The sequence below is a fragment of the Arenicella xantha genome (genome assembly GCF_003315245.1).
GTDB classification, from domain to species: domain Bacteria; phylum Pseudomonadota; class Gammaproteobacteria; order Arenicellales; family Arenicellaceae; genus Arenicella; species Arenicella xantha.
The window spans coordinates 829462-856426 of sequence record NZ_QNRT01000001.1; the positions used below are offsets into that span (position 1 = coordinate 829462).

General features: G+C 47.6%; 22 protein-coding genes. 8 read left to right on the forward strand and 14 right to left on the reverse strand.

Translation table 11 applies throughout. The annotated features are described in order from the left end of the window. Window positions 1-189: 189 nt before the first annotated feature. The 3 genes from glnA to DFR28_RS03485 form a co-directional block, all read right to left on the reverse strand. Window positions 190-1599: a glutamate--ammonia ligase gene (gene glnA, locus DFR28_RS03475; protein WP_113952897.1), complete on the reverse strand. Its 1410-nt coding sequence runs from the start codon at window positions 1597-1599 to the stop codon at window positions 190-192. Between the two features lie 375 nt (window positions 1600-1974). Next, on the reverse strand, window positions 1975-3366 hold the full coding sequence (locus tag DFR28_RS03480; RefSeq protein ID WP_113952898.1) for an L-serine ammonia-lyase: 1392 nt from the start codon (window positions 3364-3366) through the stop codon (window positions 1975-1977). A gap of 52 nt (window positions 3367-3418) precedes the next feature. Next, entirely contained in the window at window positions 3419-3904 is a 486-nt protein-coding gene (locus DFR28_RS03485; RefSeq protein WP_113952899.1) for an Lrp/AsnC ligand binding domain-containing protein, read from the reverse strand. A 172-nt stretch (window positions 3905-4076) separates the two neighbouring features. Here DFR28_RS03485 and ald point away from each other — a divergent pair, with 172 nt between their 5' ends. The 6 genes from ald to DFR28_RS03515 all read left to right on the forward strand — a co-directional run bounded on the left by ald (window position 4077) and on the right by DFR28_RS03515 (window position 11713). After that, window positions 4077-5192 carry an alanine dehydrogenase gene (gene ald, locus DFR28_RS03490; protein WP_113952900.1) on the forward strand — a complete coding sequence of 372 codons (1116 nt, stop codon included), beginning with the start codon at window positions 4077-4079 and terminating at the stop codon, window positions 5190-5192. 587 nt (window positions 5193-5779) lie between these two features. Beyond that, on the forward strand, window positions 5780-6682 hold the full coding sequence (gene glyQ / locus DFR28_RS03495) for a glycine--tRNA ligase subunit alpha (protein ID WP_113952901.1): 903 nt from the start codon (window positions 5780-5782) through the stop codon (window positions 6680-6682). After that, a complete protein-coding gene (gene glyS / locus DFR28_RS03500; protein ID WP_113952902.1) occupies window positions 6675-8768 on the forward strand; it encodes a glycine--tRNA ligase subunit beta in 2094 nt (697 codons plus the stop codon). Before glyQ ends, glyS begins: the two co-directional genes overlap by 8 nt. A gap of 3 nt (window positions 8769-8771) precedes the next feature. Beyond that, complete coding sequence (gmhB, locus tag DFR28_RS03505; RefSeq protein ID WP_113952903.1) at window positions 8772-9338, forward strand: D-glycero-beta-D-manno-heptose 1,7-bisphosphate 7-phosphatase; 567 nt, start codon at window positions 8772-8774, stop codon at window positions 9336-9338. Window positions 9339-9341: 3 nt separating this feature from the next. Next, the gene (locus DFR28_RS03510; protein ID WP_113952904.1) at window positions 9342-10037 is read left to right on the forward strand and encodes a lysophospholipid acyltransferase family protein; all 696 of its coding nucleotides are present in this window, start codon (window positions 9342-9344) and stop codon (window positions 10035-10037) included. A 497-nt stretch (window positions 10038-10534) separates the two neighbouring features. Then, complete coding sequence (locus DFR28_RS03515) at window positions 10535-11713, forward strand: mechanosensitive ion channel family protein (protein ID WP_113952905.1); 1179 nt, start codon at window positions 10535-10537, stop codon at window positions 11711-11713. Here DFR28_RS03515 and gshA read toward each other — a convergent pair. From gshA to DFR28_RS03575, 11 genes are all read right to left on the reverse strand, one after another. Then, the gene (gene gshA, locus DFR28_RS03520; RefSeq protein ID WP_113952906.1) at window positions 11710-13287 is read right to left on the reverse strand and encodes a glutamate--cysteine ligase; all 1578 of its coding nucleotides are present in this window, start codon (window positions 13285-13287) and stop codon (window positions 11710-11712) included. The genes DFR28_RS03515 and gshA overlap by 4 nt on opposite strands. A gap of 93 nt (window positions 13288-13380) precedes the next feature. After that, entirely contained in the window at window positions 13381-14217 is an 837-nt protein-coding gene (locus tag DFR28_RS03525) for an SDR family oxidoreductase (protein ID WP_113952907.1), read from the reverse strand. A 48-nt stretch (window positions 14218-14265) separates the two neighbouring features. After that, window positions 14266-14607, reverse strand: a complete 342-nt coding sequence (locus DFR28_RS03530) for a hypothetical protein (RefSeq protein WP_113952908.1) — start codon at window positions 14605-14607, stop codon at window positions 14266-14268. A 104-nt stretch (window positions 14608-14711) separates the two neighbouring features. After that, window positions 14712-16058, reverse strand: a complete 1347-nt coding sequence (hslU, locus tag DFR28_RS03535) for an ATP-dependent protease ATPase subunit HslU (RefSeq protein ID WP_113952909.1) — start codon at window positions 16056-16058, stop codon at window positions 14712-14714. A gap of 1 nt (window position 16059) precedes the next feature. After that, window positions 16060-16599 (reverse strand): ATP-dependent protease subunit HslV, encoded by a 540-nt coding sequence (gene hslV, locus DFR28_RS03540; RefSeq protein ID WP_113952910.1) that lies wholly within the window; start codon window positions 16597-16599, stop codon window positions 16060-16062. A 113-nt stretch (window positions 16600-16712) separates the two neighbouring features. Further along, a complete protein-coding gene (locus DFR28_RS03545; RefSeq protein WP_211316835.1) occupies window positions 16713-17141 on the reverse strand; it encodes a ClpXP protease specificity-enhancing factor in 429 nt (142 codons plus the stop codon). Between the two features lie 34 nt (window positions 17142-17175). Then, window positions 17176-17799, reverse strand: coding sequence for a glutathione S-transferase N-terminal domain-containing protein (locus DFR28_RS03550; protein ID WP_113952911.1), 624 nt, complete (start codon window positions 17797-17799; stop codon window positions 17176-17178). 143 nt (window positions 17800-17942) lie between these two features. Further along, complete coding sequence (locus DFR28_RS03555; protein WP_113952912.1) at window positions 17943-18737, reverse strand: cytochrome c1; 795 nt, start codon at window positions 18735-18737, stop codon at window positions 17943-17945. A gap of 14 nt (window positions 18738-18751) precedes the next feature. Next, window positions 18752-20146: a cytochrome b gene (locus DFR28_RS03560; protein ID WP_113952913.1), complete on the reverse strand. Its 1395-nt coding sequence runs from the start codon at window positions 20144-20146 to the stop codon at window positions 18752-18754. Beyond that, complete coding sequence (gene petA / locus DFR28_RS03565) at window positions 20146-20781, reverse strand: ubiquinol-cytochrome c reductase iron-sulfur subunit (protein ID WP_245941728.1); 636 nt, start codon at window positions 20779-20781, stop codon at window positions 20146-20148. The genes DFR28_RS03560 and petA overlap by 1 nt, the downstream gene beginning before the upstream one ends. 288 nt (window positions 20782-21069) lie before the next feature. After that, window positions 21070-23079 (reverse strand): UvrD-helicase domain-containing protein, encoded by a 2010-nt coding sequence (locus tag DFR28_RS03575; RefSeq protein WP_113952915.1) that lies wholly within the window; start codon window positions 23077-23079, stop codon window positions 21070-21072. Between the two features lie 409 nt (window positions 23080-23488). Between DFR28_RS03575 and DFR28_RS03580 the strand changes: the two genes are divergently transcribed. Further along, complete coding sequence (locus DFR28_RS03580) at window positions 23489-25315, forward strand: O-linked N-acetylglucosamine transferase, SPINDLY family protein (protein WP_113952916.1); 1827 nt, start codon at window positions 23489-23491, stop codon at window positions 25313-25315. Next, window positions 25312-26937: a tetratricopeptide repeat protein gene (locus DFR28_RS03585; protein ID WP_113952917.1), complete on the forward strand. Its 1626-nt coding sequence runs from the start codon at window positions 25312-25314 to the stop codon at window positions 26935-26937. Before DFR28_RS03580 ends, DFR28_RS03585 begins: the two co-directional genes overlap by 4 nt. Window positions 26938-26965 lie beyond the last annotated feature (28 nt).

Consider the following 26965-nt stretch of genomic DNA (forward strand, 5'->3'; position numbering starts at 1 on the left):
TACTCGGTCACATTTCAATTCGGCTAAAAGACCCGATTGCACCATTATAGTGCAAAGAGGTGTGGACTTTCCTTCAGTTACCCAAAAAGAAAGATCGTTATGAAGCTATCTGTCCATCCTAGACTGAAAACTTATGGCAAGTGGAGGCAAAAACGCCCCAGATATCTGAGGCGTTTTCCTCGCTAATGACTAGCAGCTGTAAGACAGTTGGAACTCAATTGGATGCGTACTCATACGTAGCGCATCAACTTCCGCCTGCTTCAACTCAATGTAACCATCAATGGCGCTATCACTGAATACACCACCAGCAAGCAAGAACTCACGATCTGCATCTAATGCTTCAAGCGCGTAATCCAAGCCGGCCGCAACCGTTGGTATTTTAGCTTGCTCAGCTGGCGGCAACTCGTACAAGTCTTCGTCAGCAGCATCGCCAGGATGAATCTTGTTTTGAATCCCATCAATACCCGCCATCAGCATCGCGGTAAACGCCAAATAAGGGTTAGCGGTTGAGTCAGGGAAACGAATTTCAATACGACGACCTTTGGGATTAGTCACGTAAGGAATTCGACAAGAAGCTGATCGATTGCGTGCAGAATAGGCCAACAATACCGGCGCCTCAAAGCCTGGAACTAGGCGTTTATAACTGTTTGTTGACGCGTTAGCGAAAGCATTGATGGCTTTAGCATGCTTAAAAATACCGCCAATATAATATAGCGCCGTTTCACTAAGACCGCCGTAACCGTCACCGGCAAACATGTTCTCACCGTCTTTAAAGATCGACTGATGAACGTGCATACCAGAACCATTATCACCAACGATTGGCTTAGGCATAAAGGTAGCTGTCTTACCAAACATATGGGCCGTATTGTGAACCGCATATTTAAAGATCTGGACTTCGTCAGCTTTGCGCACCAAAGTGTTAAAAATCGTACCGATTTCACACTGACCCGCTGTGGCAACTTCATGATGATGCACTTCAGTTGGTACGCCCATCGCTTCTGACGACTGACACATAGCTGAACGTAGGTCATGCAAGGAATCAACCGGAGGCACTGGGAAGTAACCACCTTTCAAGCCCGGACGATGCCCCATATTGCCGCCTTCATAAGGCTTGTCAGAGTTCCAATAAGCTTCTGACGAATCAATTTCGAAGAACGCGCCGCGAGGTTCAGTGGAGAAACGCACATCGTCAAAAACAAAAAATTCGTTTTCTGGACCAAAATACGCCGTATCACCAATACCGGTCTCTTTTAAATAAGCTTCGGCACGCTTGGCAATCGAACGTGGATCACGGTCATAGCCACTCATAGTCGATGGTTCAATAATGTCGCAACGAATATTCAAAGTCTTATCTTGGAAGAACGGATCAATAACAGCAGAATCAGCTTCAGGCATTAGAATCATGTCGGATTCATTGATACCTTTCCAACCGGCAACCGATGACCCATCAAACATTTTGCCTTCTTCGAACATATCTTCGTCGACCACACTAGTCGGAACTGTAACGTGTTGTTCCTTACCGCGTGTGTCAGTGAAACGAAAATCTACATACTTGATATCTTCGTCTTTAATCTGCTTTAAAACGTCTTTGACTGACATTTTGTTACCTCGATAACTGTTAATTAAATTTTGGTGACAGCTCGCAAAAGCCGTTACTTCTCAGGTGTCGCCCTGCAACCGCGGTCACAACTCAATTGAGCAGCCGATTAGGCTACTCTTCGAGCTGTTTGCAAATGCTTAACGTTTTAGCATCTACAAGTAACCGCCGCTGAACAATAGCAACGTTGACCAACACTGTGCACTGCGATTGGTCGACTTAACAAAGCAAGCTCTGTGCCAACTTTATCGAAACAACTATTCAGTAGTGAGTGCCCCATTTTAGGGGCTTTGCACAATAATAATGCCAGAAAATAATGCATTCGCGCACCAAAATGGTGCTATTCCGCAATATTAGCACCTAATTGGTGCAGAAATTCAACACTCAACGACATTAACCGGCAGCTCCACCACATTAATAGCAAGGCCGCCACGAGCCGTTTCCTTATACTTATCTTTCATATCCTTACCAGTTAGGCGCATAGTCTTGATCACTTTATCCAAGGATACATAATGCGAACCATCGCCTTTTAGAGCAATTCTGGCGGCGTGAATGGCCTTCACTGACGCCATAGCATTACGCTCAATGCACGGCACCTGAACCAGCCCTCCAATCGGGTCACAAGTAAGTCCAAGGTTATGCTCCATGGCAATTTCGGCCGCATTCTCTACTTGGCGTGTGGATCCCCCCAGAACTTCAGTCAGTGCACCTGCAGCCATAGAACAAGCCGAGCCCACCTCGCCCTGACATCCGACTTCAGCACCACTAATGGAAGCATTACGTTTATAAAGAATGCCAATTGCCGCGGCGGTAAGTAAAAACCGCATCACGCCCTGCTCAGAAGCTCCGTGAGTGAAGCGCGTATAGTAGTGCAATACCGCCGGAATAATTCCTGCCGCACCATTAGTTGGTGCAGTGACAACACGACCGCCAGCTGCATTTTCTTCATTCACCGCAAGCGCGTAAAGCGTTACCCAATCCAGCACAGCTAGCGGATCAGACAACGAGCGTTCAGGTGATGCCAACAATTTGTCATGCATTTCTTTGGCACGCCGCTGGACTTTTAAGCCGCCCGGCAACACGCCACTATTTCGCAGCCCATTACTCACACATTCTTGCATCACAGCCCAAATATCCAGCAATCTGCGCTCAATCTCAGCCTCACTCCGCCACACTTTCTCGTTCTGCAACATGAGCTCTGAAATCGACAATTGATGCTCATCACACAATGCGAGCAATTCGTCAGCAGAAGCAAACGTGTAAGGCAACGGCGTAGTATCGGGTGTTAATGTTTCACCACCTTCAGGCACGACGAAGCCGCCCCCTACTGAGTAATACGTCTTTCCGACCAGTTCAGCACCAGACTCATCGTACGCCATAAAGGTCATACCATTACTATGACCCGGTAGCGATTTACGGAAATGTAAGATCAGGTCCTTTTCTCGATCAAACTTTATCTCTTTTTGAGCTGCCAAATTAAGAACCCCTTGCTCTTTGACAGATTCGTAGCGAGTCAATGCGGTAGCCACATCGACCGACTCTGGCGTCTCCCCCATTAAACCTAAGACTACGGCTTTTGGTGAACCATGACCTTTGCCGGTAGCGCCTAACGACCCAAACAGCTCAACCTTGATCCGAGCGGTTTGATGAATAGCATCGGCATTTTGCAACGCATCCAAAAACAGCCCAGCAGCACGCATCGGACCAACTGTGTGCGAACTAGACGGGCCGATACCGATTGAAAACAAATCAAACGCACTAATACTCATCATCTATCTCCTTCATTCATGGTGCTGAATGCTCATTATTATCGTAGGCGGACTATACTCGAATCGCCAATGTTTCTTTCACCGTTTCCATCGCCGCGATACTGGTTGAACTATAAACTCCTGGCACCGCCAGCAGCTCCTCCTCCAGAAAGTCACGATAAGCCCGCATGTCGCGTACCCGTGCTTTTACCAGAAAATCGAAACTCCCCGTCACCAAGTAACATTCTTGCACTTGATCGAGCAATTGAATTGCCGCGCGAAAGTCTTCAAAGCTCTGCTTGCTTGAACGGTCCAAGCTCACTTGTACGAATACCACTAAGCCGGCATCTAAATGCTTGGCACTCAACCGAGCTGAATAGCCTTCGATGTACCCAGCGCGCTCAAGCTTCTTAACTCGCTCGATGCACGGCGTGGTGGTGAGACCGACCTGCTTTCCTAGGTCGGTATAAGAAACCCGTCCATCTCGCTGCAGCACGGTCAGGATATTACGATCGTATTTATCGAGGGTTAATTGCTCGTCAGCATTATAGTCATACATTGAAAATCACTAGTTAATTCTAATATGACAGTAAATATAACCAATAATTAGGAAATATAAATAAATATTAATTGCAAAGGCCTCAATATAAATAAAAAAACGCTTACTGACATCTCAAATCATCGGTAAAATTTAGTGCTATAAATCACTCCGTCAATGCTAGGAAATTTCAATGAAAATTGGTGTACCAAAAGAGATCAAAAACCACGAATATCGTGTTGGCTTAAGCCCTGCTAGTGCCCGTGAACTAATCGCGAACGGACATGAAGTAACCATCGCAACCGGCGCCGCGGCCGGAATCGGTCTAGACGATAATGCTTACACCGCCATTGGCGCAAAGATTGCCGCTTCAAACGAAGCCATTTATGCCGATAGCGAAATGATCGTTAAAGTAAAAGAGCCTCAGCCCGATGAATGCCGCCAGCTACGTCGCGGACAGCTGTTATTCACCTACCTTCATCTTGCTCCAGATGCAGAGCAAACCCGCCTACTGCTGGAATCAGGCGTTACCGCGGTTGCGTATGAAACAGTCACAGGCCCTGGCAACTCATTACCGCTATTAGCACCAATGAGTGAGGTCGCCGGCCGATTGGCAGCGCAAGCTGGCGCACATTGCTTAGAGCGCGCACAAGGTGGATGCGGCGTGCTTATGGGCGGCGTACCAGGCACCGAGCCAGCCAAGGTACTGGTTATCGGCGGCGGCGTAGTAGGTCAAAATGCAGCGTATATTGCACGCGGCATGGGCGCCAATGTCACCATTCTTGATCGATCGATTTCCAAGTTGCGCGAACTAGACATTGAGTTTCAAGGCAAAGCTAACTGCGTCTACTCAACAACAGAATCAATTGAACGCTACGCCATTGAATCAGATCTAGTCATCGGCGCTGTACTCATTCCGGGCGCCAATGCTCCCAAATTGATTACTCGCGAGATCATCAGCAAAATGAAACCAGGCTCCGTGGTGGTTGATGTGGCAATCGATCAAGGCGGCTGCTTTGAGACATCCAAAGCGACCACTCACCAAGACCCAACCTTTGTGGTAGATGGTGTTGTGCACTACTGTGTAGCCAATATGCCGGGCGCAGTTCCGCAAACATCTACGTATGCCCTGAATAACGCCACACTACCGTTTACGCTAGCGATGGCAAACCTAGGCTGGAAAGGCGCGATGCAACAGAATGCTGACCTGCTACACGGCCTAAACGTACACGACGGCAAACTAACGTATCAAGCCGTCGCCGCTGCACAAGGCCTTGAATACACTGATCCGGCAACACTAATCAAATAGTTCACGCCCATTGAAACGGAATGCCACGGACGGCAATTCCGCGACCTACCACCAAGCCAGCCAGCTAACGGAAATAAGCTTACAAGAAAATAATGTGCCAACAGCGGAAAGTATTTCAGAGAATTGAATGTCCATTGAACTAGCTACGGGGAATCCAGCTAGTACGAAAATAAAAAGACCCGCCATTTATTATTTTTGTTAACGAGTCTTTTTACTTTCATGAGTCGTGCTATTAGTTGCACTTTCCTCACTCCTAGGCGACTTGGGCTTGACCTCAGTCTGTGCGCAAAGTTACGCGATAATTAATCAGTTGTCCATAGTTTTATAACTTTTTGTTAACACAGACATGAATTAAAGTCATAATCTAGACAATTTGTCTAGTTACTCACGCTCGTCATATGTGGGCAAAGACGGCATAAGAAAGCCAGAACCGTCATAAAGAGGCATTGAAGGCTCGCATATTTGCCTTCGACGGCTATAATATCGATCTTACTACGGGCGGGTTGATCCGCCTTTTTTAGTGGCACATCACTCGTTGAGCGATAGATACTCTCAACGTAGATCGCGCACAACGACACGCATGGAAAATGAGTAACAAACTGTCTTTTCAAGATTTAATCCTCCGCCTCCAGACCTACTGGGCTGATCAGGGCTGCATGCTTATGCAGCCTTACGACATTGAAATGGGCGCAGGCACCTTTCATTCAGCAACATTTCTGGGCGCTATTGGGCCAGAGCCAATGCGAGCCGCTTATGTGCAACCATGTCGTCGCCCGACCGATGGCCGTTACGGCGAAAACCCCAATCGACTCCAGCACTACTTTCAATACCAAGTAATACTGAAACCATCCCCCGATAATATTCAGGAGTTATACCTAGAGTCGCTACGCCAAATCGGCATCGACATGCTGGCCGATGACATACGATTTGTAGAAGACAATTGGGAATCACCAACTCTCGGTGCATGGGGGCTTGGATGGGAAGTGTGGTTAAACGGCATGGAAGTCACTCAATTCACCTACTTTCAACAAGTCGGAGGCTTAGATTGCCGACCAGTAACCGGTGAAATCACCTACGGGCTTGAACGAATAGCAATGTACTTGCAAGGTGTCGATAGTATTTTCGATCTACAATGGACCGACGATTTCACATATCGGGATATTTACCATCAAAATGAGGTCGAACAATCAACCTACAATTTTGAGCATGCCAATGTTGACGAACTGTTTCACCAGTTCAACGCCTGCGAAGCTGAAAGCAAACAGTTGCTAGAACACCATCTGCCGTTGCCAGCCTACGAAAAAGTACTGAAAGCCTCACATAGTTTCAATTTACTGGATGCTCGACATGCCATTAGTGTGACCGAACGAGCGCGTTATATCGGCAGAATTCGCGCGTTAGCAAAAGGAGTCGCACAAGCGTATTACGAATCACGTGAAGCTCTCGGATTCCCACGTGGAATGAAATCTGAAGGAGGCGATCATGTCTAAGCAAACTTTACTAATCGAGATTGGTACTGAAGAGCTGCCACCAAAGTCTCTTAAGAAACTATCCGATGCATTTAGCCAAGGCATGCTCGAAGGATTGCTCGACTGTGGCCTAATAAGCTCCGAAGAACTGACCGCAGCGTCATCTTATGCGACGCCACGGCGTCTAGCACTGAGCGTACCGAACACCGCTGTTAGCCAACCAGATCAACATAGCGAGCGTCGCGGCCCAGCAGTGCAAGCTGCATTCAATGACGCCGGCGAAGCAACGCCAGCGGCAATCGGCTTTGCTAAATCTTGCGGCCTAGCGATTAACGAATTAGGGCGCACCAAGACCGACAAAGGCGAGTGGTTAAGCGCCAGCATTACCGAGCAAGGCAAACCACTGTCTGCCCTCCTAAGCTCGGTAGTTGACGCGGCACTAAAACGACTACCGATACCCAAGCGAATGCGCTGGGGCAATGGCACAGCTGAATTTGTTCGCCCAGTAAAATGGGTCACGGTTATGCACGGCGCAGAGATCGTGCCGATTCAGATACTTGACGTGGCGGCCTCCAACACCACGCGTGGACACCGCTTTCACAGTCAAGGCGACTTGGAGATCAAGCACGCTGATGATTATCAAGATGTATTAACAGAGCAAGGTCATGTAGTCGCTGATTTCCAACAACGACAAGCCATGATTTTGTCTCAAACACACGCGCTAGCAACAGCAGCTGGCGGTCACATTGAAGAAGATCAATCGCTACTGGACGAAGTCACTGGACTAGTGGAATACCCCACAGCAATTTTAGGCGCTTTCGACCCTGCTTTTTTGGAAGTTCCTCAAGAGTGCTTGATATCGTCAATGCGTGACCATCAAAAATATTTTCATATTGTCGATGCCGACGGAAAGTTACTGCCTAAGTTTATTACAGTCAGTAATATTCAAAGCAGCAATCCAGAACAAGTTCGCAGCGGCAATGAAAAAGTATTGCGTGCTCGCCTTTCTGATGCACAGTTCTTTTGGCAAACCGATCAAAAGGTGAAGCTGGAAAACCGTGTAGAGCGACTCGACTCGGTATTATTCCATGTCAAATTGGGCAGCGTACTCGACAAAACCAAACGAATACAGAAACTAGCCGGATTATTCGCCGCCGATATGAATGCCGACGTAGACGTTGCGCAACGCGGTGCATATTTGGCCAAGGCTGACTTAGCCTCTGACATGGTTGGTGAATTTGATGAACTGCAAGGCATTATGGGCCACTATTACGCTGACCGAGACGGCGAAGCTGAGCTAGTTGGCGCTTGTATTGAACAACACTATTGGCCTAAATTTGCGGGCGACGACCTACCACTTAGCGCCGAAGCACAAGCCGTCGCTTTAGCCGACAAACTTGACAGTTTAGTTGGAATTTATGCGGCTGGCGAAGTCCCGACTGGCGACAAAGATCCTTACGCTTTGCGCCGAGCCGCGCTTAGTGTGTTACGCATTTTAATTGAGTGCGAACACGAATTTGAGATTCCCAAATTAGTAAGTAATAGCGCTCAGGTCTATCAAGAAAATCAAGATTTTGCGGTCGATGCAGATACTCAACGTGGCATCGTTGACTTCATTCGCGGGCGTTTGATGGCGTTTTACCAGGCACAGTCAATTGATACATCATCAATCAACTCTGTAATGGCCTGCTCACCGAACAGCCCGCTAGACTTTGATCAACGAGTCAAAGCCGTAGCCGCTTTTCGGCAAGCACCAGAAGCCACCGACCTCGCGGCTGCCAATAAACGCATCAGCAATATTTTGCGCAAGCAAACTACGGTAATTAGTGATGACATCGATGAAGCTGCATTAGAGGAGCCTGCCGAAAAACAATTACTGACCGCTATTAATCAGATTGAAGCCAAGTGTAATGCCTTATTTGACGCTGGTGACTACCAAGCTGGGCTCGGGTTACTAGCAGGCCTACGTAGCCCAATTGACGAGTTCTTTGAGCATGTCATGGTAATGACTGAAGATCCGGCACAGCAGCAAAACCGTTTATCCTTACTAAAGCGTATTCAAGATTTATTTCTTCGAGTCGCTGATATCGCACGGTTGCAAAATTAGTCAATGGCTTCAGGTAAATTAGTAATTTTGGACCGCGACGGGGTAATCAACCAAGACTCCCCAGAGTTCATCAAGAGTCCAGACGAGTGGCTGCCCATCAAAGGCAGCCTGGAGTCGATCGCACGCTTATCACAAGCCGGCATCGACGTTGTGGTCATCACCAATCAATCCGGTATCGGACGCGGCTTACTGACTGCCAATACCTTAGGCAGAATACATGTTCGCATGATCGACTACGTACAGCAGTACGGCGGTAAGATCCAAAGCATCTTATTTTGCCCGCACCATCCTGACGACGACTGCGCTTGCCGCAAACCCAAAGCCGGGTTGTACGATGAGTTGGCAACACGCCTAAACATTTCGTTTCAAGGCGTTTACAGCGTCGGCGATTCACTACGCGACCTACAAGCGGCAAGAGCCGCTGGTGCATCGCCAGTGCTGGTAAAAACTGGCAACGGCAAAAAGACCATGAAGCAAATTTCGCAAGATGCGGATTGGGATACGACCCCGGTATACGATAATTTGTCTAGTTTCGTTGATGCGTTTCTAGCAGATCAAGTTGTTGCGTAAATTATGATTAAATTTCGGTCTGTACTGTTTTACATCGGTAAAGGTCTGTCGACCATTCCGTTCTTCTTTGTCTCTATCATTGCGTTACTAGTACCGGCCCGTCGCCGTTCGGAGTTGATTGCTGGCTGGGCTCGATTCGTCACGTGGTGGCTAAGAATCACCTGTGGACTAAGCCACTCATTAGAAGGAATGGAGCATTTACCAGAACGCCCTTGCGTACTCGCCTGTGCACATTCCTCAACGTGGGAGACCATCACAACACAAACCTTCTTGCCACCACTCGCCTGGGTTCTAAAAAAGGAATTATTAAATATTCCGGTATTCGGCATGGGACTTCGCGCGACCGGCCCAATTGCTATAGATCGCAAAGACAGCAAGAACGCGCTCGATCAAGTGATCGAACAAGGCTTAGAGAAATTCAAAGAAGGCCGTTACGTATTAATATTCCCAGAAGGAACTCGCACTCCGTGGGGCGCCCAAGGCCGCTATAAAAAAGGCGCTGCTAAGCTAGCAGTAGCGGCTAACGTACCAATTATCCCAATCGCTCATGACGCAGGCAAGTACTGGTCAAGCAAGAGTTGGTGGATCAAGCCGGGGAAAATTCGCTGCATAATGGGCCCTGAGATTTCGGTGCAGGGTAAAACCGACACTGAAATCACTAAGGAAATCCAACATTGGATTGAATCTCAAGACCTGTAAGCAGAGCATCTCTTGAAAAATTAGCTATTTGCATTCTGGTGTTAGAAATCACAATTTCTGCTAATTTGAAAAACATCTGTTTTGTGAAATTTTGGTAGGTCGGCTATGAGCGATAGCCGGGCATTCTTGCCCGACAACCAATTCCCATCCTTCAAGGTAGTCGCAATATTGCTGCGTTGCCTTATTTATATAGATACCTCGTTATCTAAACAACTGCTGAGTCACACCAAGAGCCATAAATTGGTAGAAAAATTGAGTTCAATCAATGGAAGCACGACTGACTGCTTATGGCACAAAGAAGTAATACGAATTACTTAAATTCAACTACCTACATCCGTTTAGAGTGTAGAAAAAATAGACCTGTTCCAACCGTAGAATGCAAATAGCCCCCAAAATTTAAGGCTGACTCAAGCAAAACAGCCAACCCTGATCAGAGCAGTCTACTAGCAGGCGTGTTATAACAAGGCATAATACAAGCTATCGCCTTTAGATTATTCATGAGCGACCTAAAATCATCCACTGCCAGTCTGCCAACCGCGGACCCTCAAGCAGCTCTATCCGTTACCGAGACCGCACAAGACGTAGTGGATCAAGTTCCGCAATTCGTCGAGCTGTTGCCGGAAGTCCTTAAGCCTTACTGGCAATTCGTGCAGCAATACCCCGCCGGTGAAGCACTCGCTATTATGTTGGTGTTTTGGGCCGGCGCGTACCTGATTCGCCGTTATGTAATCCGGCTTATTGAGAACCTATCTAAGCGAACTAAAAGCGACTTAGACGATGCAATCATCTCTGAAATTCGCGGCCCGATTTTTTCGAGCACACTTTGGTTTGGAGTAATCGTAGCAACTCAATCGGCCGGCTTTACCGACGGAGCTTATCGATTTATTACGCCGATCGCGCTCTCTATGATTTTATTGGCCTTAACGCGCATGGCCTTGTCGGTTTCAGGAAAACTAATTACCACGTTATCGCGCGATCAAGTCCGCTTTAGAAAACTCGACATCCGCACTGAGCCATTACTGATTATTACTAGCAAGATAGTGCTGATGCTTATTTCAGCCTACATGGTGCTAATGGTTTGGGGCATCAATCCTGTGGGGCTACTGGCCTCAGCTGGAATCGTTGGTATCGCAGTCGGTTTTGCAGCTAAAGACACCTTAGCCAATTTGTTCTCTGGTGTGTTTATTTTGGCGGATCGCCCCTACAAACTTGGCGACTTTGTGATACTTGACAGCGGCGAACGTGGTCAGGTCACTCATATTGGCATTCGCAGTACTCGACTCCTGACCCGTGATGATATCGAAGTAACCGTCCCTAACGGAGTAATCGGCAATGCCAAAATTGTCAATGAAAGTGGCGGCTCACATACTGCGATGCGTATCCGCTTGGACGTGCAATGTGCTTACGACGCGGATTTAGACGAAGTAGAACGATTGTTGATGGAATTGGCTGAGAATGAGCCCGAAATAAACGTGCATCCGACACCAAGGGTTCGCGTACGAGGATTTCGCGATAGCGGCATAGACGTACAACTAATGGGCTGGATCAACGAGCCTGCCGACCGTGGGCGGATTACCCATATAATGTTCAAAAAGATCCATGCTGCTTTCAGGGAACACGAACTCGAAATCCCATTCCCTAAACGCGACATCACGATAAAACACGAAGAGTCCTAAGAGGCGTTATATTCTGCCAGAAAATCGTCAAAACTCTGGGTGTCTGATGCCTCTAATTCTGCCTGTTTGGCCAAAGACTGTTGCGCCATCTCAGCATGCTCCACGTCAAACTTTGGATCACGTGGCAAAGCATCAAAATAGTCTTTAAATCTGTCTGCTTGATGTCGTGCGAGCTCGACAAAATCAGTTCCTTGATTGAGTTCATCCATCATTTGACCAGACGGCGTCAAATGACTATCAACAACCTTTGCCTGTTGTTGCCGCACCGACTCTGAATACTCATTGGTTTGATTTGCTTGGTCAAGCAATTTAGCCGTGCCCATTACCGCTTCAAGCAGTTCCTGAGCTGCCTCTTTAAATGGCACTTGCTGATTATTACGAGTCAAGGTGAGGCTTGGATCTCGACCTCGCAAAATCACTTCTCGCTGATTGCCGCGTATCTCTGGACATCCGGTATTACTGACTTCAGGGCACTGAGAAAATAAACAATACAAAAGATAGGCATCAAGGAATCGCATCTGAGACGCACTAATTCCAATCGGCACAAACGGGTTAATATCTAATATTCGAACCTCAATGTACTCAACTCCGCGGTCACGCAACGCAGCGATTGGCTTTTCACCAGAACGCGTAACACGTTTAGGCCGGATGTCACTGTAATACTCGTTCTCAATTTGCAACACGTTTGCGTTAAGCTGGCGATATTGCCCGTCGACCTTAATGCCAATTTCGTCATACGGTGGATACGATTGATGCATCGCCTCGCCAAGCGTGGTCACATATTCTTCTAGCGACGAATAAGACACATGGAGACCTTGCTGAGCAGTGTTTTGATAGCCTAGATCACTCATTCGCAGTGACGTCGCATAAGGCAGTCCGAGAGTGTCTTTTTGTATTTCTTGCAGCTGATGCGAGCGACCATTCAAGAAGCTTTTATCCAGCACCGGGGATGCCCCAAATAGATAATGCAGTATCCAGGAATAGCGACGAAAATTGCGTATCAGTGAGAAATATTGAGCAGACTTGAAGTCCTGAACAGAGCTACCGACGGTCCGTTTATCGGCTTGCATCTTACTCCGATACAACGGCCAAAATTGATCAGGCAGAGAAAAATTATAGTGAATCCCAGCTATCGACTGCATGATACGCCCATAGCGCACGCCAAGCCCTTGTCGGTATACATGCTTAAGTGTACCGACATTAGACGTCCCGTAATCAGCAATAGGAATACTTTTATCGCCGTCGAGCCGACACGGCATGCTGACCGGCCAAATAACTTGTTCATCAAGATTCTCCAGCGTCAGCTTATGCAGACGCTCGAGATAATCGACCGTATCCTGCACCTTAGTGCTGGTTGGCGTAATGAACTCAAGTAGTGCTTCCGAGTAGTCGGTAGTAATACTGGGATGCGTCAGGGTCGACCCCAATGCTGTCGGATGATGGTCTTGCGCCACATGGTTGTCAGTTGTGACACGCAGCCCCTCTTTTTCGACCCCACGAACAATGTCCGTTAGCGTGGTCGCAAGCTCAGAATCAATTAAGCTTAGGGTAGAAGTACAATCTGAATTAACCATGGTTATCCGTCATTAAGATGGCACTTACTGCAACGTAAGTGCATTATTTCGTGATTGAATGCTGCGCGTCAACACACACAACTTCGAGATATATTACTCAAACCCGTCACGCTGAGCCGCTTTATGGTACTGCTTATTGACCAATTTGAATAATAGTCCGGGAAAAAAACGTTTTATCCACAGCGCATGCATCTCAAGACCTTTGCCGACGGATATTTCTGACTTACCTTTTTGCATTCCATTCACAATGATACTGGCACACTCTTCAGCTGACATGCCATCGCGGATATTGCTATCTGTTTTACCGAACCTAGAACCATCTCCGGCCACCGCATTAGCGGAAATATTAGTTCGTATGTAGCCAGGGACAATCGTTGTAACGTGAATATTGTGCTGAGACACTTCACTTCGCAGGGAGTCAAAAAACCCCATCACAGCATGTTTAGCGGCACAATAACCGGTTCTAAAAGGCGCACCAATTTTGCCCGCCACTGAGGCGGTAACGGCCACATGACCATGACCTTGCTCGAGCATAAGGGGCAAAACCGCTTTGGTAAGCTCGATCTGACCAAACACATCGACCTCGAACAATGCTCGGTAGGTACTCATTTCGGTGGTTAAGCAACTCGAGCGTTGCGAGATGCCTGCGTTATTAATCAACAAATCAATGCGCCCACAGGTCTCTACGACCTGACGGACCGCACTGTCGATTTGTTTGGAATCCGTTACGTCTAACGCCACAACATGGCATCCAACCTTAGTCTTCTGCAAATTTTCACACTCGACCTTGACCGCATTCAACACGTCTTTACGACGCGCTGAAAGCACTAAAATAGCCCCCCTTCGGGCAAACTCTAAAGCAAGCGCTTCACCGATTCCAGAAGAAGCCCCGGTGATCCAAACAACTTTGTTATTGAATGTAGTGCTCATACTTAGTGCCCTCGATTAGGTAGTTTGAATCGTATCTAAGAATCGATTCTAACGCGTCGACGCGGCGTTGTCGTCTGAGCTATCGTCATCGGCTGAAGGCTCCTCATTAGCTAATGGCCCCTCATTGGCAAATGGCTTCTCACCAGAAAATGGATCTTCGATTCCGCGACGTAGTTCAACTACGTAGGCACCTAAGATGCTTGCTACCACCACAATCGGCAGCCCGAATATTAGTGTAATAGACCAAAACTCACGCGCATCGGTATCGCTGATGGTACTCAACACAAACAATCCAGCGCACACCAACGAGCCCAGCCACCAACGATTACTGATTAGATAAACCACCAAACTAATGACAAACGCAAGAATAAAGAGCAGCGCAAAAATCATCTAAATTTCTCAGCATCGAGTACGTTATTGAGCACTATCGCCTGATTAAGACATTGCCTAATCAAGCGAGTACTGCGGCTGAGATTGCGTGTATTCAGCATGCGCTAAAGAATGTAGCGCGCATAATCTTCGTCTTCGGCGAGCTCATCTAAGTGTTCATTTACATAAGCTTTATCAATCGACACGCTATCACCGGAACGGTCACTCGCTTCGAATGAGACGCTTTCCAATAATCGCTCTAACATAGTATGTAAACGTCTAGCACCAATGTTTTCGGTGCTCTCGTTGACCTGCCAAGCCAACTCGGCTATTCGCACAACCCCGTCTTCAGTAAACGCTAATTTAACGTTCTCGGTCTGCATCAACGCTTGGTATTGCTCCGTTAGCGACGCATCAGGCTCGGTCAAAATTCGCTTAAAATCATCCACGCTCAAGGCTGACAACTCAACTCGAATCGGCATACGACCTTGCAGCTCGGGAATCAAATCCGATGGCTTAGATAATTGAAACGCACCTGACCCAATAAACAGAATATGATCCGTCTTGACCATGCCATGCTTAGTGGAGACGGTCGTTCCTTCGACCAGCGGCAATAAATCTCGTTGCACGCCTTCTCGCGACACATCTGGACTTTTTCCGCCTTCCGACCGACCAACAATTTTATCAATCTCATCAATAAACACGATGCCATGATTTTCTAAACGCTGTATCGCGGCCAGCTTAATATCATCTTCATTAACTAACTTACCCGCCTCTTCCTCAGTCAATACTTTCAAGGCTTCCTTGATGGTCATTTTACGAGACTGCTTTTTTCCAGCGCCCATATTTTTCATCATGCCTTGCAATTGATTAGTCAGCTCTTCCATGCCTTGCGGGCCAAAAATTTCCATTCCGGCACTTGCTGCTGAAACCTCAACCTCTATTTCGCGCTCATCCAATTCACCTTCGCGAAGCTTCTTGCGAAATTTCTGACGCGCCGCACCATCATTACTTTCAGATGTGTTACTCGCTGGACTAAAGCCAACGTCGCGCGCGGGGGGCAATAAAATATCAAGGACACGCTCTTCAGCGGCATCTTCCGCTCGCACCTGCATCTTCTGCATTTCGGCTTCACGTTGACGCTTAACGGCGATATCGGCGAGATCTCGGATAATTGAATCAACTTCACGACCAACATAACCAACTTCGGTGAATTTGGTCGCTTCGACTTTAAGAAAAGGTGCGTCGGCTAAATTCGCTAAACGACGAGCGATCTCAGTCTTACCAACACCGGTAGGCCCGATCATCAAAATATTTTTAGGGGTAATTTCGGCGCGTAATGCTTCATCTGCAACCTGAGTACGACGCCAACGATTACGCAAGGCAATCGCCACGGCACGCTTGGCATCCGCCTGACCAATAATGTGCTTATCGAGTTCTTGAACAATCTCGCGGGGGGTCATTTCACTCATCTTAGAACTCCAATTCTTCAATCGTCTGATTATGGTTGGTAAACACGCAGATATCGCCGGCAATATTCAGTGCCGCTTCGACTATTTCGCGAGCTCCCATATCAGTGTTTTGGGTCAAAGCACGGGCGGCCGCTTCAGCGAATGATCCACCAGAACCAATCGCCATTACGCCTTCTTCAGGCTCGATCACATCACCATTGCCAGAAATAATATAAGACGCTTCTTTGTCCGCCACGCACAATAAAGCCTCTAGGCGACGCAGCATACGGTCTGTACGCCACTCTTTAGCCAACTCGACCGCGGCTTTAGTGAGAATTCCTTGGTGCTTGGCTAGCTTTGCGTCGAATAACTCAAACAAGGTAAACGCATCGGCAGTGCTACCGGCGAAGCCTGCAATTACAGCCCCTTTATACAAACGGCGAACTTTCCGTGCATTGCCCTTCATCACGGTATTGCCCATTGAAACTTGGCCATCACCGCCAATAACGACTTTATTACCTCGGCGTACCGAGAGTATGGTTGTGCCTCTAAATTCGGGCATAGGTAACTCCTAACTGAATGTCATCTTGTGTATGTTGAGATGCTTTCGACAGTTTCAAGTAGCAGTTCGGGAATCCTTGCCGAATCGCCTAGCGAAGCACGCTAGGCGAAGGGTTACTTAATGATTTTAAGGTGCGATGCATCTCGCTTGGCCTTCTGCTTAGGCTCGAGCTTTGTTGGCTCAGACACGTTTCGCTTAGCGGCACTTGGATTGGGGTCTGGATCGAGTTCATCATCCCCTTCTTCAAAAAAGATACCTTGCGAATTTTCCCGTGCAAAGATTGCCAAAATAGAGTCGATCGGCAAGAAAATATCTTGCTCTATGCCGCTAAAGCGAGCGGAAAAGCTCAGACACTCGTTATCCATAACGTGTAACTGAATCGCCGAAGAGCTAATGTTCAACACAATCTGACCATCAACAACATGGCCAGTTGGCACTTCAACGCCGTCAGCTGTTGCGTTAACTAAAACCTGAGGGGTAAAGCCATTGTCTTCGGCCCACTCAAAGATTGCTCGCAGTAGATAAGGTTTGGTGGAAGTCATAAGATTCACTTCGAGCGCCGCGGCGCTCGAAAAATTAAAATCCGCGTAGATCGCGCTCGGTATCACTCAAGCTGTCTTGAAACGCTTGACGCGCAAACAAACGCTCTGAATACTCTTCAACGGACTGAGCTTGCTTAGGCAACACGATGTTCAACATTGGCAATCTCCACAACAATGGCGCCAAAATAACATCGACCAAAGAATACTCATCGCCCATCGCAAATTCTTGCTCGGCAAATAACGGCGAAATTGCGATAAAACCGTCACGAATAGTCTTGTGTGCGTCCTTGTCTTTTGAATCTTGTTGCAATGCTTTGAACGACCCCAACCAATCACGGTTAAGGCGCATAATCATTAGGCGCTGCTTAGCCCGCGACACGGGGTCTACCGGCATCAACGGTGGATGAGGGAAACGTTCATCCAAATACTCATTGATGATGTAAGGGTCATACAAAATAAGGTCACGATCCACCAACGTCGGTGTCTCGTAGTATGGGTTGAATTCCGCTAGTTCCTGACAAGTATCAGACGGGTCGGTATAAACAACCTCGCACTCTATGTCTTTTTCTCGTACGACGATTCGACAAGCATGACTCAACACGCAGTCGGTTCCAGAATAAAGCGTCATTATTGATCGTCTGGTTGCGAGTGTACTCATGATTAATTTCCTATGTATATGTGAATATTAGAGCGCAATATCCTTATCAGAACTGCACTCTTTAAAAAGGACAAAACGCGACATAGGCTTTGCCCATGCCGCGCTTTTTCTATCCGACTAGAGAATATTATCTTAATCTAAGTCTAGTGGACGTCACGCCAGTACTCTTTCTTAAGTAGCATGCAAAGCAATAGCAAGATAATCAAGAAGGTTAATGTGTACACGCCGATTGTTTTACGTTGTAGTTGAGCAGGCTCACCAAGATAGGTCAAAAAACCCGTCAAATCAGCGATCGACTTGTCGAACTCGGCTGGAGTCATCTTACCTGTATGCTGCAATTCGAAAATCGCATCGCCAACCAATTTTTGGTTAGCGGCTAACGGCTCTGCATCATGGCCGCTAGCCGAGGCTAGATCGTGCGCATCTAAACGTTTAACCAGTCGCTGTACGCCTTGTAACTCATACATTGAGTGGGGCATGGCAACATTCGCAAACAAAGAATTGTTCCAACCACTTGGGGTCGATTCATCTTGGTAAAAAGCACGTAAGTAGGTGTATATCCAATCTGAACCACGCACTCGAGCTACCAAAGACAAATCAGGCGGTGCAACACCGAACCAACTCTTAGCATCCTCAGCGGGCATAGTGGTCTTCATCAAATCACCAGGCTTCTCAGTCGTGAACATCAAATTTTCCTTCAATTGATACAAAGGAATATCTAGATCCGTCGCAACACGTTCATAACGCGAATACTCGGCACTGTGGCAAGCCAAACAATAGTTCATGAACAGTTTAGCGCCATTTTGCAGCGACGCTTTATCTGACATATTCAAATATACTTTGTCTTCGACTGCACCATGCCCACCAGCAGCAAGAGCACTGGAGCCTGCCGCTAAACCGGTCACTAAGGCAATCAATAAAATGGTAAATTTTTTCATCATTTATCCCTCGCTTAGTGCGCTTCGTAGGTAACGCGGTCAGGTAACGGCTTAGTCTTACCAATACTGGTAAACCAAGGCATTAAAATAAAGAACGCGAAATAAATACAGGTGCATACCTGTGCTAACAACGTTTTACCTGGTGTTGGCGCGTTCATACCAAGGTAGCCCAAGATAAAAAAGGCAACCAAGAACAAAGCCAGCGCCACTTTAAACGGCCAACTACGGTAACGAATTGACAGAACCGGTGAACGATCCAACCATGGCAACAAGAAAAAGCACACAATAGCGGAGCCCATTAGAATAACGCCCCAAGCTTTACCACTTGAAGTCAGGAACACTACGCAGGCAATTGCACCAATAACTAGAAACGCAAAACGCAACTTAAAACTAACCTTGGTAAACGCCGCCGCCGCTACGGCAATCACAACACTCGAGTAGGCAAAGAATACTAATAATGTTTCAGTGCTCGCTCGCAAGATAGAGTAGAACGGTGTGAAATACCACAACGGCACAATATCAGGAGGCGTTTGCAACGAATTAGCTGGTGCAAAGTTATCTTTCTCTAAAAAGATGCCACCTAAATTTGGCCAGAAAAACACGATGCCTAAGTAGATAATAAAGAATCCACAAACGCCGACCAAGTCTTTGATGACAATATGCGGGAAGAAAGGCACGCCATCTACCGGCTTACCATCTTCATCTAGGTTCTCAAAAATATCGATGCCATCAGGATTGTTTGAACCAACATGATGCAATGCAACTAAATGCAAGAACACCAGTGCCACCAAAATTAATGGCATTAGAATCACATGAAACGCAAAGAAACGATTTAGCGTGGCATCCGAGATAACAAAGTCGCCGCGAATCCACTCAGTCAACGCTGGACCGAAGTAAGGGATTACATCAAACAACGAGATAATTACCTGAGCGCCCCAGTACGACATATTGCCCCAAGGCAACAAATACCCCATAAAGGCTTCTGCCATCAAAGCTACGAAAATCACGCAGCCAATCAACCATACCAATTCTCGCGGTTGACGATGGGACCCGTAAATGACGCCGCGAAACATATGCAGATACACCACCACAAAGAACATCGACGCACCGGTCGAATGCAGATAACGCACGAGCCAACCAAATGGCACGTCACGCATAATGTATTCAACGGAAGCAAACGCCAATTGGGCATCAGGTTTGTAATGCATAGTCAAAAAGATACCCGTCATCAATTGAATGACGAGAACAAGAATCGCAAGCGAACCAAAGTAATACCAGAAGTTAAAGTTCTTGGCCGCCCAATACTCGGCTAAATGCTCGTTCCAAACCTTAGTCGCTGGAAATCGATCATCCACCCATTGCATGAAGCCATTGGCGCTTTTGTGATTGTCATGACGATGAATAGCCATTATGCAGTCCTCCCGCCGTCTTCACCGATGGTGATGACTGTCCCGTTAATAATATAAGGTGGCACAGCCATATTGGTTGTCGCAGGCACGTTCTTATAAACGCGTCCGGCAAGATCAAATTTCGAACCATGGCATGGGCAAAAGAAACCGCCCTGTGAATCAGGCCCCATTTGAGGATCTGGTCCAATGGCCAATTTTTCGACAGGTGAGCAACCTAAGTGAGTACATACCGCTTCCATCACCAACAGCTCAGGGTTAGCCGTGTCTGAACGCGCACTATTTTGCGCGTAACCCGGCTGAGCGCTGGACAATGAGTTCGGATCAGCCAAATGCTCGGTGATTTTATCCAACCCAATCATCATCTCATCACTACGCTTGAGCAGCACTACTGGTTTACCGCGCCACTCAACCTTGACCATCTGGCCTGGTTGAATTTTAGCTAGATCAAAGTGAACTGGGGCGCCCGCATTCTTAGCGCGCTCACTTGGGCTCATACTGAGCACAAATGGAGTAATCGCAAAAGCACCACCGATGGCACCAAAGCCAGCCGTAATGCCGGTGAGGAAACGACGCCTCTTTCTATCTTCAACGCTCATGTCATCGACATTTGCGCTGCTAACCTGGTTGTCAGCCATACGAGCTCCTAAAATTGTCCAACCTGAAAAAGATCAGAATTATTCGCTAATTTAATGTTGCACCGCACGAATTGCACGAGCATTTCTAATAAATACAGTGAGTTACAACGCCTTTCAATCGAAACACCGCAACCCCACTCGAAGCCAATAGATGGATTCGTTTTATTGGGTCGCGATTGTACCAGATGTGTCAAGCCTTTTGCTGCTTTGTCGCCTTTATAATAGCGGTTTTTCATGTACTTTTGTGAACCCCAACCACTTTGACGAGCATCAATCAGCTGAATATCGCTACCCCAACAGGGCGCGCATCGCGGCTAAATGAGTCTGCCCGACCTCTTCTTTACGCTGAGGATCTTTCGCCAATTTTTCTTCCCACACAATGTGCTGCTCATCCAATTCGTCTAAAAATCGACTCGGCGTACATTGCATCACTTCCCCGTAACGCTTTCGCTGATTCGCATATGACAAAACCAATTCACGTTGCGCACGGGTAATACCCACATAAAACAAGCGCCGCTCCTCTTCTACCATGTCGTCTTCAATACTGGTCCGGTGCGGCAGTATCTCCTCCTCCATACCAACAATAGTGACATGCGGAAATTCCAAACCCTTAGATGCATGCAGAGTCATCAAGGACACAACATTAGAGTTGGTATCGTCGTCGTTTTTCTCCAGAATTCCCATCAAGCTGACTACCGACACCACATCGGCTAGCTTTCTGTCTTCACCTTTGCTCGCAATTGACTTTACCCATCCTAATAAATCTTCAACATTCCGCCACCGCATCTCTGCCTGTTCTGGACTCGCACTCTGCTTAACGATCCATTCTTGGTAGCCGATATCTTCCAACAATTTATTGATTACACTGACCGGCGAATCGGTCTCAGCGCTGGCTATCATGCCATCTAACCAGTGCTCGAATTGACGCAGGGGCGCTTGTCTCGACGGCGAAAGATGCTCATGCAATGCCGAGCGTTGAATTGCTGCATACAAGCTGCAACCCGATGAACGAGCCGCTTCAGCTAGCGCCTCTAAGCTACTCGAGCCAATACCGCGGCGCGGCGTATTAATAGCACGCACAAACGCATTGTCATCGGCAGGATTCGTCACCAAGCGCAAATAGGCCATTACATCCTTGATCTCGGATCGATCAAAAAACGATAAGCCGCCACTTAAATAGTACGGAATATGCATCTCACGCAGCTTGTGCTCAAGCATTCGAGACTGATGGTTGCCGCGATAGAGAATCGCGTAATCACTGTAGGGCCGCTGATTCTGAAAGCGGTGCTGCATCAAACCAGCAACCACTTTTTCAGCTTCACGCTCGTCATTCTCGGCCCTCATCACCACGATCGGATCACCGATTCCTAGATCACTCCATAAATTCTTATCAAACGGACGCGGATTATTCTGAATAACGTGATTTGCAAGCGCTAGAATACGCCCCATAGATCGATAATTCTGCTCCAACTTCACCAATTCCAGTGCCGGAAAATCCGTCTGCAGCTGCAATAAATTTTCTGGCTGCGCACCACGCCAAGCGTAAATTGACTGATCGTCATCGCCCACCGCGGTCAAACCATTGCCGTCGGAACCGGCGACTAGCGTCTTAACCAGTCGATACTGTGCAGCGTTGGTATCTTGATATTCATCGACCAACATATACTGAACTCGCGCCTGCCACTTAATCCGCACATTGTCGAATTTTCGCATCAGCTCATTTGGCAAATAGAGCATGTCATCGAGATCCACCGCATTACATGCCTGCAAATAACGCTCGTATTCACCGTAAACTTTAGCCGCAGCCACTTCGACAGGATTTGTCATCGACAACTGCATCGCCATCTCGGGAGACACCAAATCATTCTTCCAGCTGGATATTTGATTTCGCACTCGATCAACTAAGCCATTGTCATCTAAGTCTGCCTTAAGCAACTCACGGACGACAAACAAAGAATCAGAAGGATCAAAAATCGAAAACCCAGGCTTTCGGCCTGACGCATCGACTTCTTCACGCAGAATCGCCATACCCAAGCTATGAAAAGTCGAAATCGTCAACCCCTTAGTCTGATCCGCACTCAGCAGCTCAGTTACCCGCTCTTTCATTTCACGGGCCGCTTTATTGGTAAAGGTTACGGCATATATATGTCGCGGATCGACACCTAAGCGAGACAGCAACCACGCTATTTTATAGGTGATTACACGAGTCTTACCACTGCCAGCGCCCGCTAGCACCAACATCGGGCGCCCACACTCTTGCACGGCCGCGCGCTGTTGAGGGTTGAGTTGTTGGAACAAGATTGCCTCGCGACGTAACTGAGTCAGGTTAAAACTAGGGAGATCAAGAACAGGATTCTACGGGGTAACGTGACTTGCGCAAAGCCCTTTTAGCAATTCGCCTCCAGATAAGTTAGCACACACAACACAGGGCGATTTGGATGACAATTGTTAAGCTCAAGCCGAGCAATTGTAAACTATTTACGCGTGCGTCCATTTATAATAGAACACTTTCCAAGCACCTCTAGATCAACACCAAATTTTACACCACACGACACTCTTTGCTTGAGTAAGCGAGTCTTTGGTGTAAACTCGTTCAGCGGATTGGGGTTTAAGGGTAGGCGGTAAAAGATTGCAAACTATATCCAAAACAATGTCGCTAAAGTCATTGTAAGCAGTTCACCCAAGTCGACACAGGAAACTCAAGAACGTGCGCGTAGAAAGAAGTCAAATCGAGCAGTATTTTCAGCGTGGAAAATTTTTAGAAGCGCTGGATGGCCTAGAACATATCGAACCCAGCGCATGGCGTGACACGACCCGATTGCGCTGTTTGCGTGCTATGGGCCATGGCGCCGATTCAGTAATTTTTGCCAATGAGCTGTTTGAAACGCTCAACAACAAGGCACATGAATATCGCATTAACACCTCTAAACGTAATCATCAGTTACGTTACATTGCATTAGTATTCGCTGAACAGGGGCAAGCTGAGCAAGCGAGCCAAATCATGCAAGAACTGTGTGAACAAAGCCCAGAGGTTGCCTCCTTACATCGTGAGCACGCATTCGCCTTAAACAGCAATGACGAGCTCGACGGCGCGGAGTTAGCCTTAAATAGGGCCATTGAACTGCAGCCCATGAATGCCAACTCACACGCCCAACTCGCGCGAATCTATTGCCGTACTGGCCGCGTTAAGGCTGGCTACAACAGTTACTCAATGGCCGCATCACTCGAGCCAGAGAATCCGAATTACTTACAGCGATTGATCTATTGGAGCAACTTCTCAGAGCTAACCACTCCCCAGAGCAATTACCAACTGACCAAGCTCTGGGTACAAAAAGCACATCCCAATAATCAATCCGGAACTAACACGTGGCGAACGGTTAACCCTGAAAGACAGTTGCGCATTGGCTTTATCTCATCAGATTTTTGCGCACATTCGGTTAGCTTCTCTATTTTACCGTTGCTAGAAGGATTGAATCGTAGCCAATTCCATATCACCGCCTACAACGACTCAAAAAAATCCGACAGCATTACCGAATCTATTCGCAAGCTATGTGATAGCTGGCACGATGTCGCCCGCAGCACCGACAAATCATTATCTGCACTGGTTGCCAGTGACCAGATCGACATTTTGGTCGACTTAAACGGCCACAGCACCGGCAACCGACTGAGCGTATTTTCCAAGCATGTAGCACCAATCCAACTAAGCTGGCTGGGCTACCCATCAACCACTGGACTGAAAAGCATTAATTATCGCATCACCGACCGCGTTGCGGATCCAATTGGCGATGGCGACGAATTCTACAGCGAGAAACTAGTGCGCTTAACCAATGGCTTCCTATGCTACAAGCCACTTGAAACAGCGCCAGCAATAGCCCCAGTAGACGGCAATGGCGAGATACGATTCGGCGCATTTTGCAGCCTGTCAAAGATATCCAGCCTAACTCTAGATTGCTGGGCGGCGGCTATGCATGCCGTGCCAAACTCAACCTTGCAGTTAAAGCGCCAAGAACTCAAAAGCAAACATACACAAGACTTCTTTTTACGCGAATTCTCTGAGCGCGGAATCGAACCTCAGCGAATCATTCTGAATTCGGCTAAGTCTAAAATTGACCAACACTTAGATAGCTACAACCAAATAGATTTAACCCTCGATACAACACCATATAACGGCACCACCACTACACTGGAATCACTCTGGATGGGAGTGCCCGTTGTCTCAATGGTGGGCCGAACCCATGCCAGTCGTATTTCAGCGAGCATCCTGCGACGACTCAATTTAGACGGCATGGCGACCAGCAGTGTCACCGAGTTTGCAAACCGCGCGAAAGAGATGAGTGAATTAGGTGAATCACGAAATGAATTACGCCACAGTCTGCGCCACCAGATGGAAAAATCATCATTAATGAACAGCCAACAATTTGGCCGAGAATTTGGCAACGCTCTGCGCGAAAAGTGGCGAGCCTGGTGCCAAGACAGAGAGAAAGAAGCCGACACTCAGGCACCTGAAAGACACTCCAGCGGAGACCTGTCATGACAACAACTCCCGAACAAATCAACGAGTTGCTCAGCAAGGCCATGGTCGCAATGCGCAATAGTCAATATCAAGAGGCAATCACATTAACCAACCAAATACTCGAACACGAAAAAGACCATGCGTCGGCACATGCGGTCAAATTTAGCAGCTTATTCAAAGCGCAAAAATTTGAACAAGCGCGACAACTCGGCGGACGCACGGCGCAACTCAATCCGACATCAGAATTTGTGCTGAACAATCAAGCCTGCCTGCAATTAGAAGCCAAACAACCGGCCTCCGCAGCCGGCTTACTGAAGTCGTTGATCGACCAATTTGGCGAACGTAGTCAGTGGCTCTACAACTTAGCCTTAGCACACCGTATGGTTGGCAACTACGACTACGCAATAATCACCTTCCGTCGCACATTAGATCACCAACCAGACCACGATCGAGCGGCCTTTCAGCTAGCTGACTGCTTATCGGTTATAGGGCATAAAGAAGAAGCCATTCGCGCTTACGACTACGTCCGCTTATTACGCAGCAAACACGCTCCAAGCCATAGCAATTACATTTGCCAAGCAGTCAACAATAACGCGCTGACAACTGAAGGCTTGCTGCAGGAACTTCGACTCTGGGAAGATCGCTTCATTCCCAAAGACAACCGCTATACCGCGAACAGCATCCAGAATCCCAAGCAGGTTCGCATTGGCTTTCTAATCGGCTCATTGCCAGAGAATTGGTTAGAAGCCACAGTAGCACCAGTCATCAATAAACTCGCAAGCGGTAACGATTCGATTAACGTTTACTGGCATGATGAAAAGCTACGCGAAGGCTTATTCAATAGCGCTGTCACAGTGGTCAATTCGCCAGGGTTTAGTGACGCAGATTTCGCTCGCAAAGTACGTAACGACAACATAGAAATTTTGATAGACGTATGCGGCATGCGTCGCGGGTCACGACAACGAGCCCTCGGATTGCAAGTGGCTGGCAAAGAGTTTGGCTGGCTGGCACACGAGGGACGCTATGCAACGCCATTAGTGAAATTATTGGATGATGCCCTCGGCGAATATCGTTTTTTTGTATCAGCAGAATATGAATCTTTCACGGCTCGCACAAAACCGATTTCCGGAAAAATGCTAGCCGGCATAGGATGCCAACACGGCTTAAGCCATAGCGTCATCAAGGTCTGGGCCGAGGTGCTACGACGACTACCAGAATGGCAGCTACATTTAGATGTTTCCAACAAGTTGGTTAGCAAACTCCTAATCGAGCGCTTTGCCGCACACGACATCGAGCCAGACAGACTGTCATTCGATGCTAAAGCTCGCCCCGGCAAAGGCACTATTGTGCTCGATAATTTCGTTCAGAATGACCCAGTCGCAGCAGCCAATGCGATCAGCCATGGAGCGATACTGGTTGCTGTTGAAGGGTCATTATTTCCGGCCAAGCAAAGCGCCGGGCTGTTGAAGCAGTTGGGTAAAGCAGACTGGCTCTGCGATAACCAACGAGATTATCGCAATCGTATTTTAGCGCTAGTAAATGATGGCGACGAGCCGATAGACCAACAAGCTTTTAACCAATCTGGAGTACGTGACCTAAACCGCTTTGCAGCCCGATTTAGAGAATTGATAGTGACCGACTGACCCCGCTGAGAAACGCTCACAGACGGGG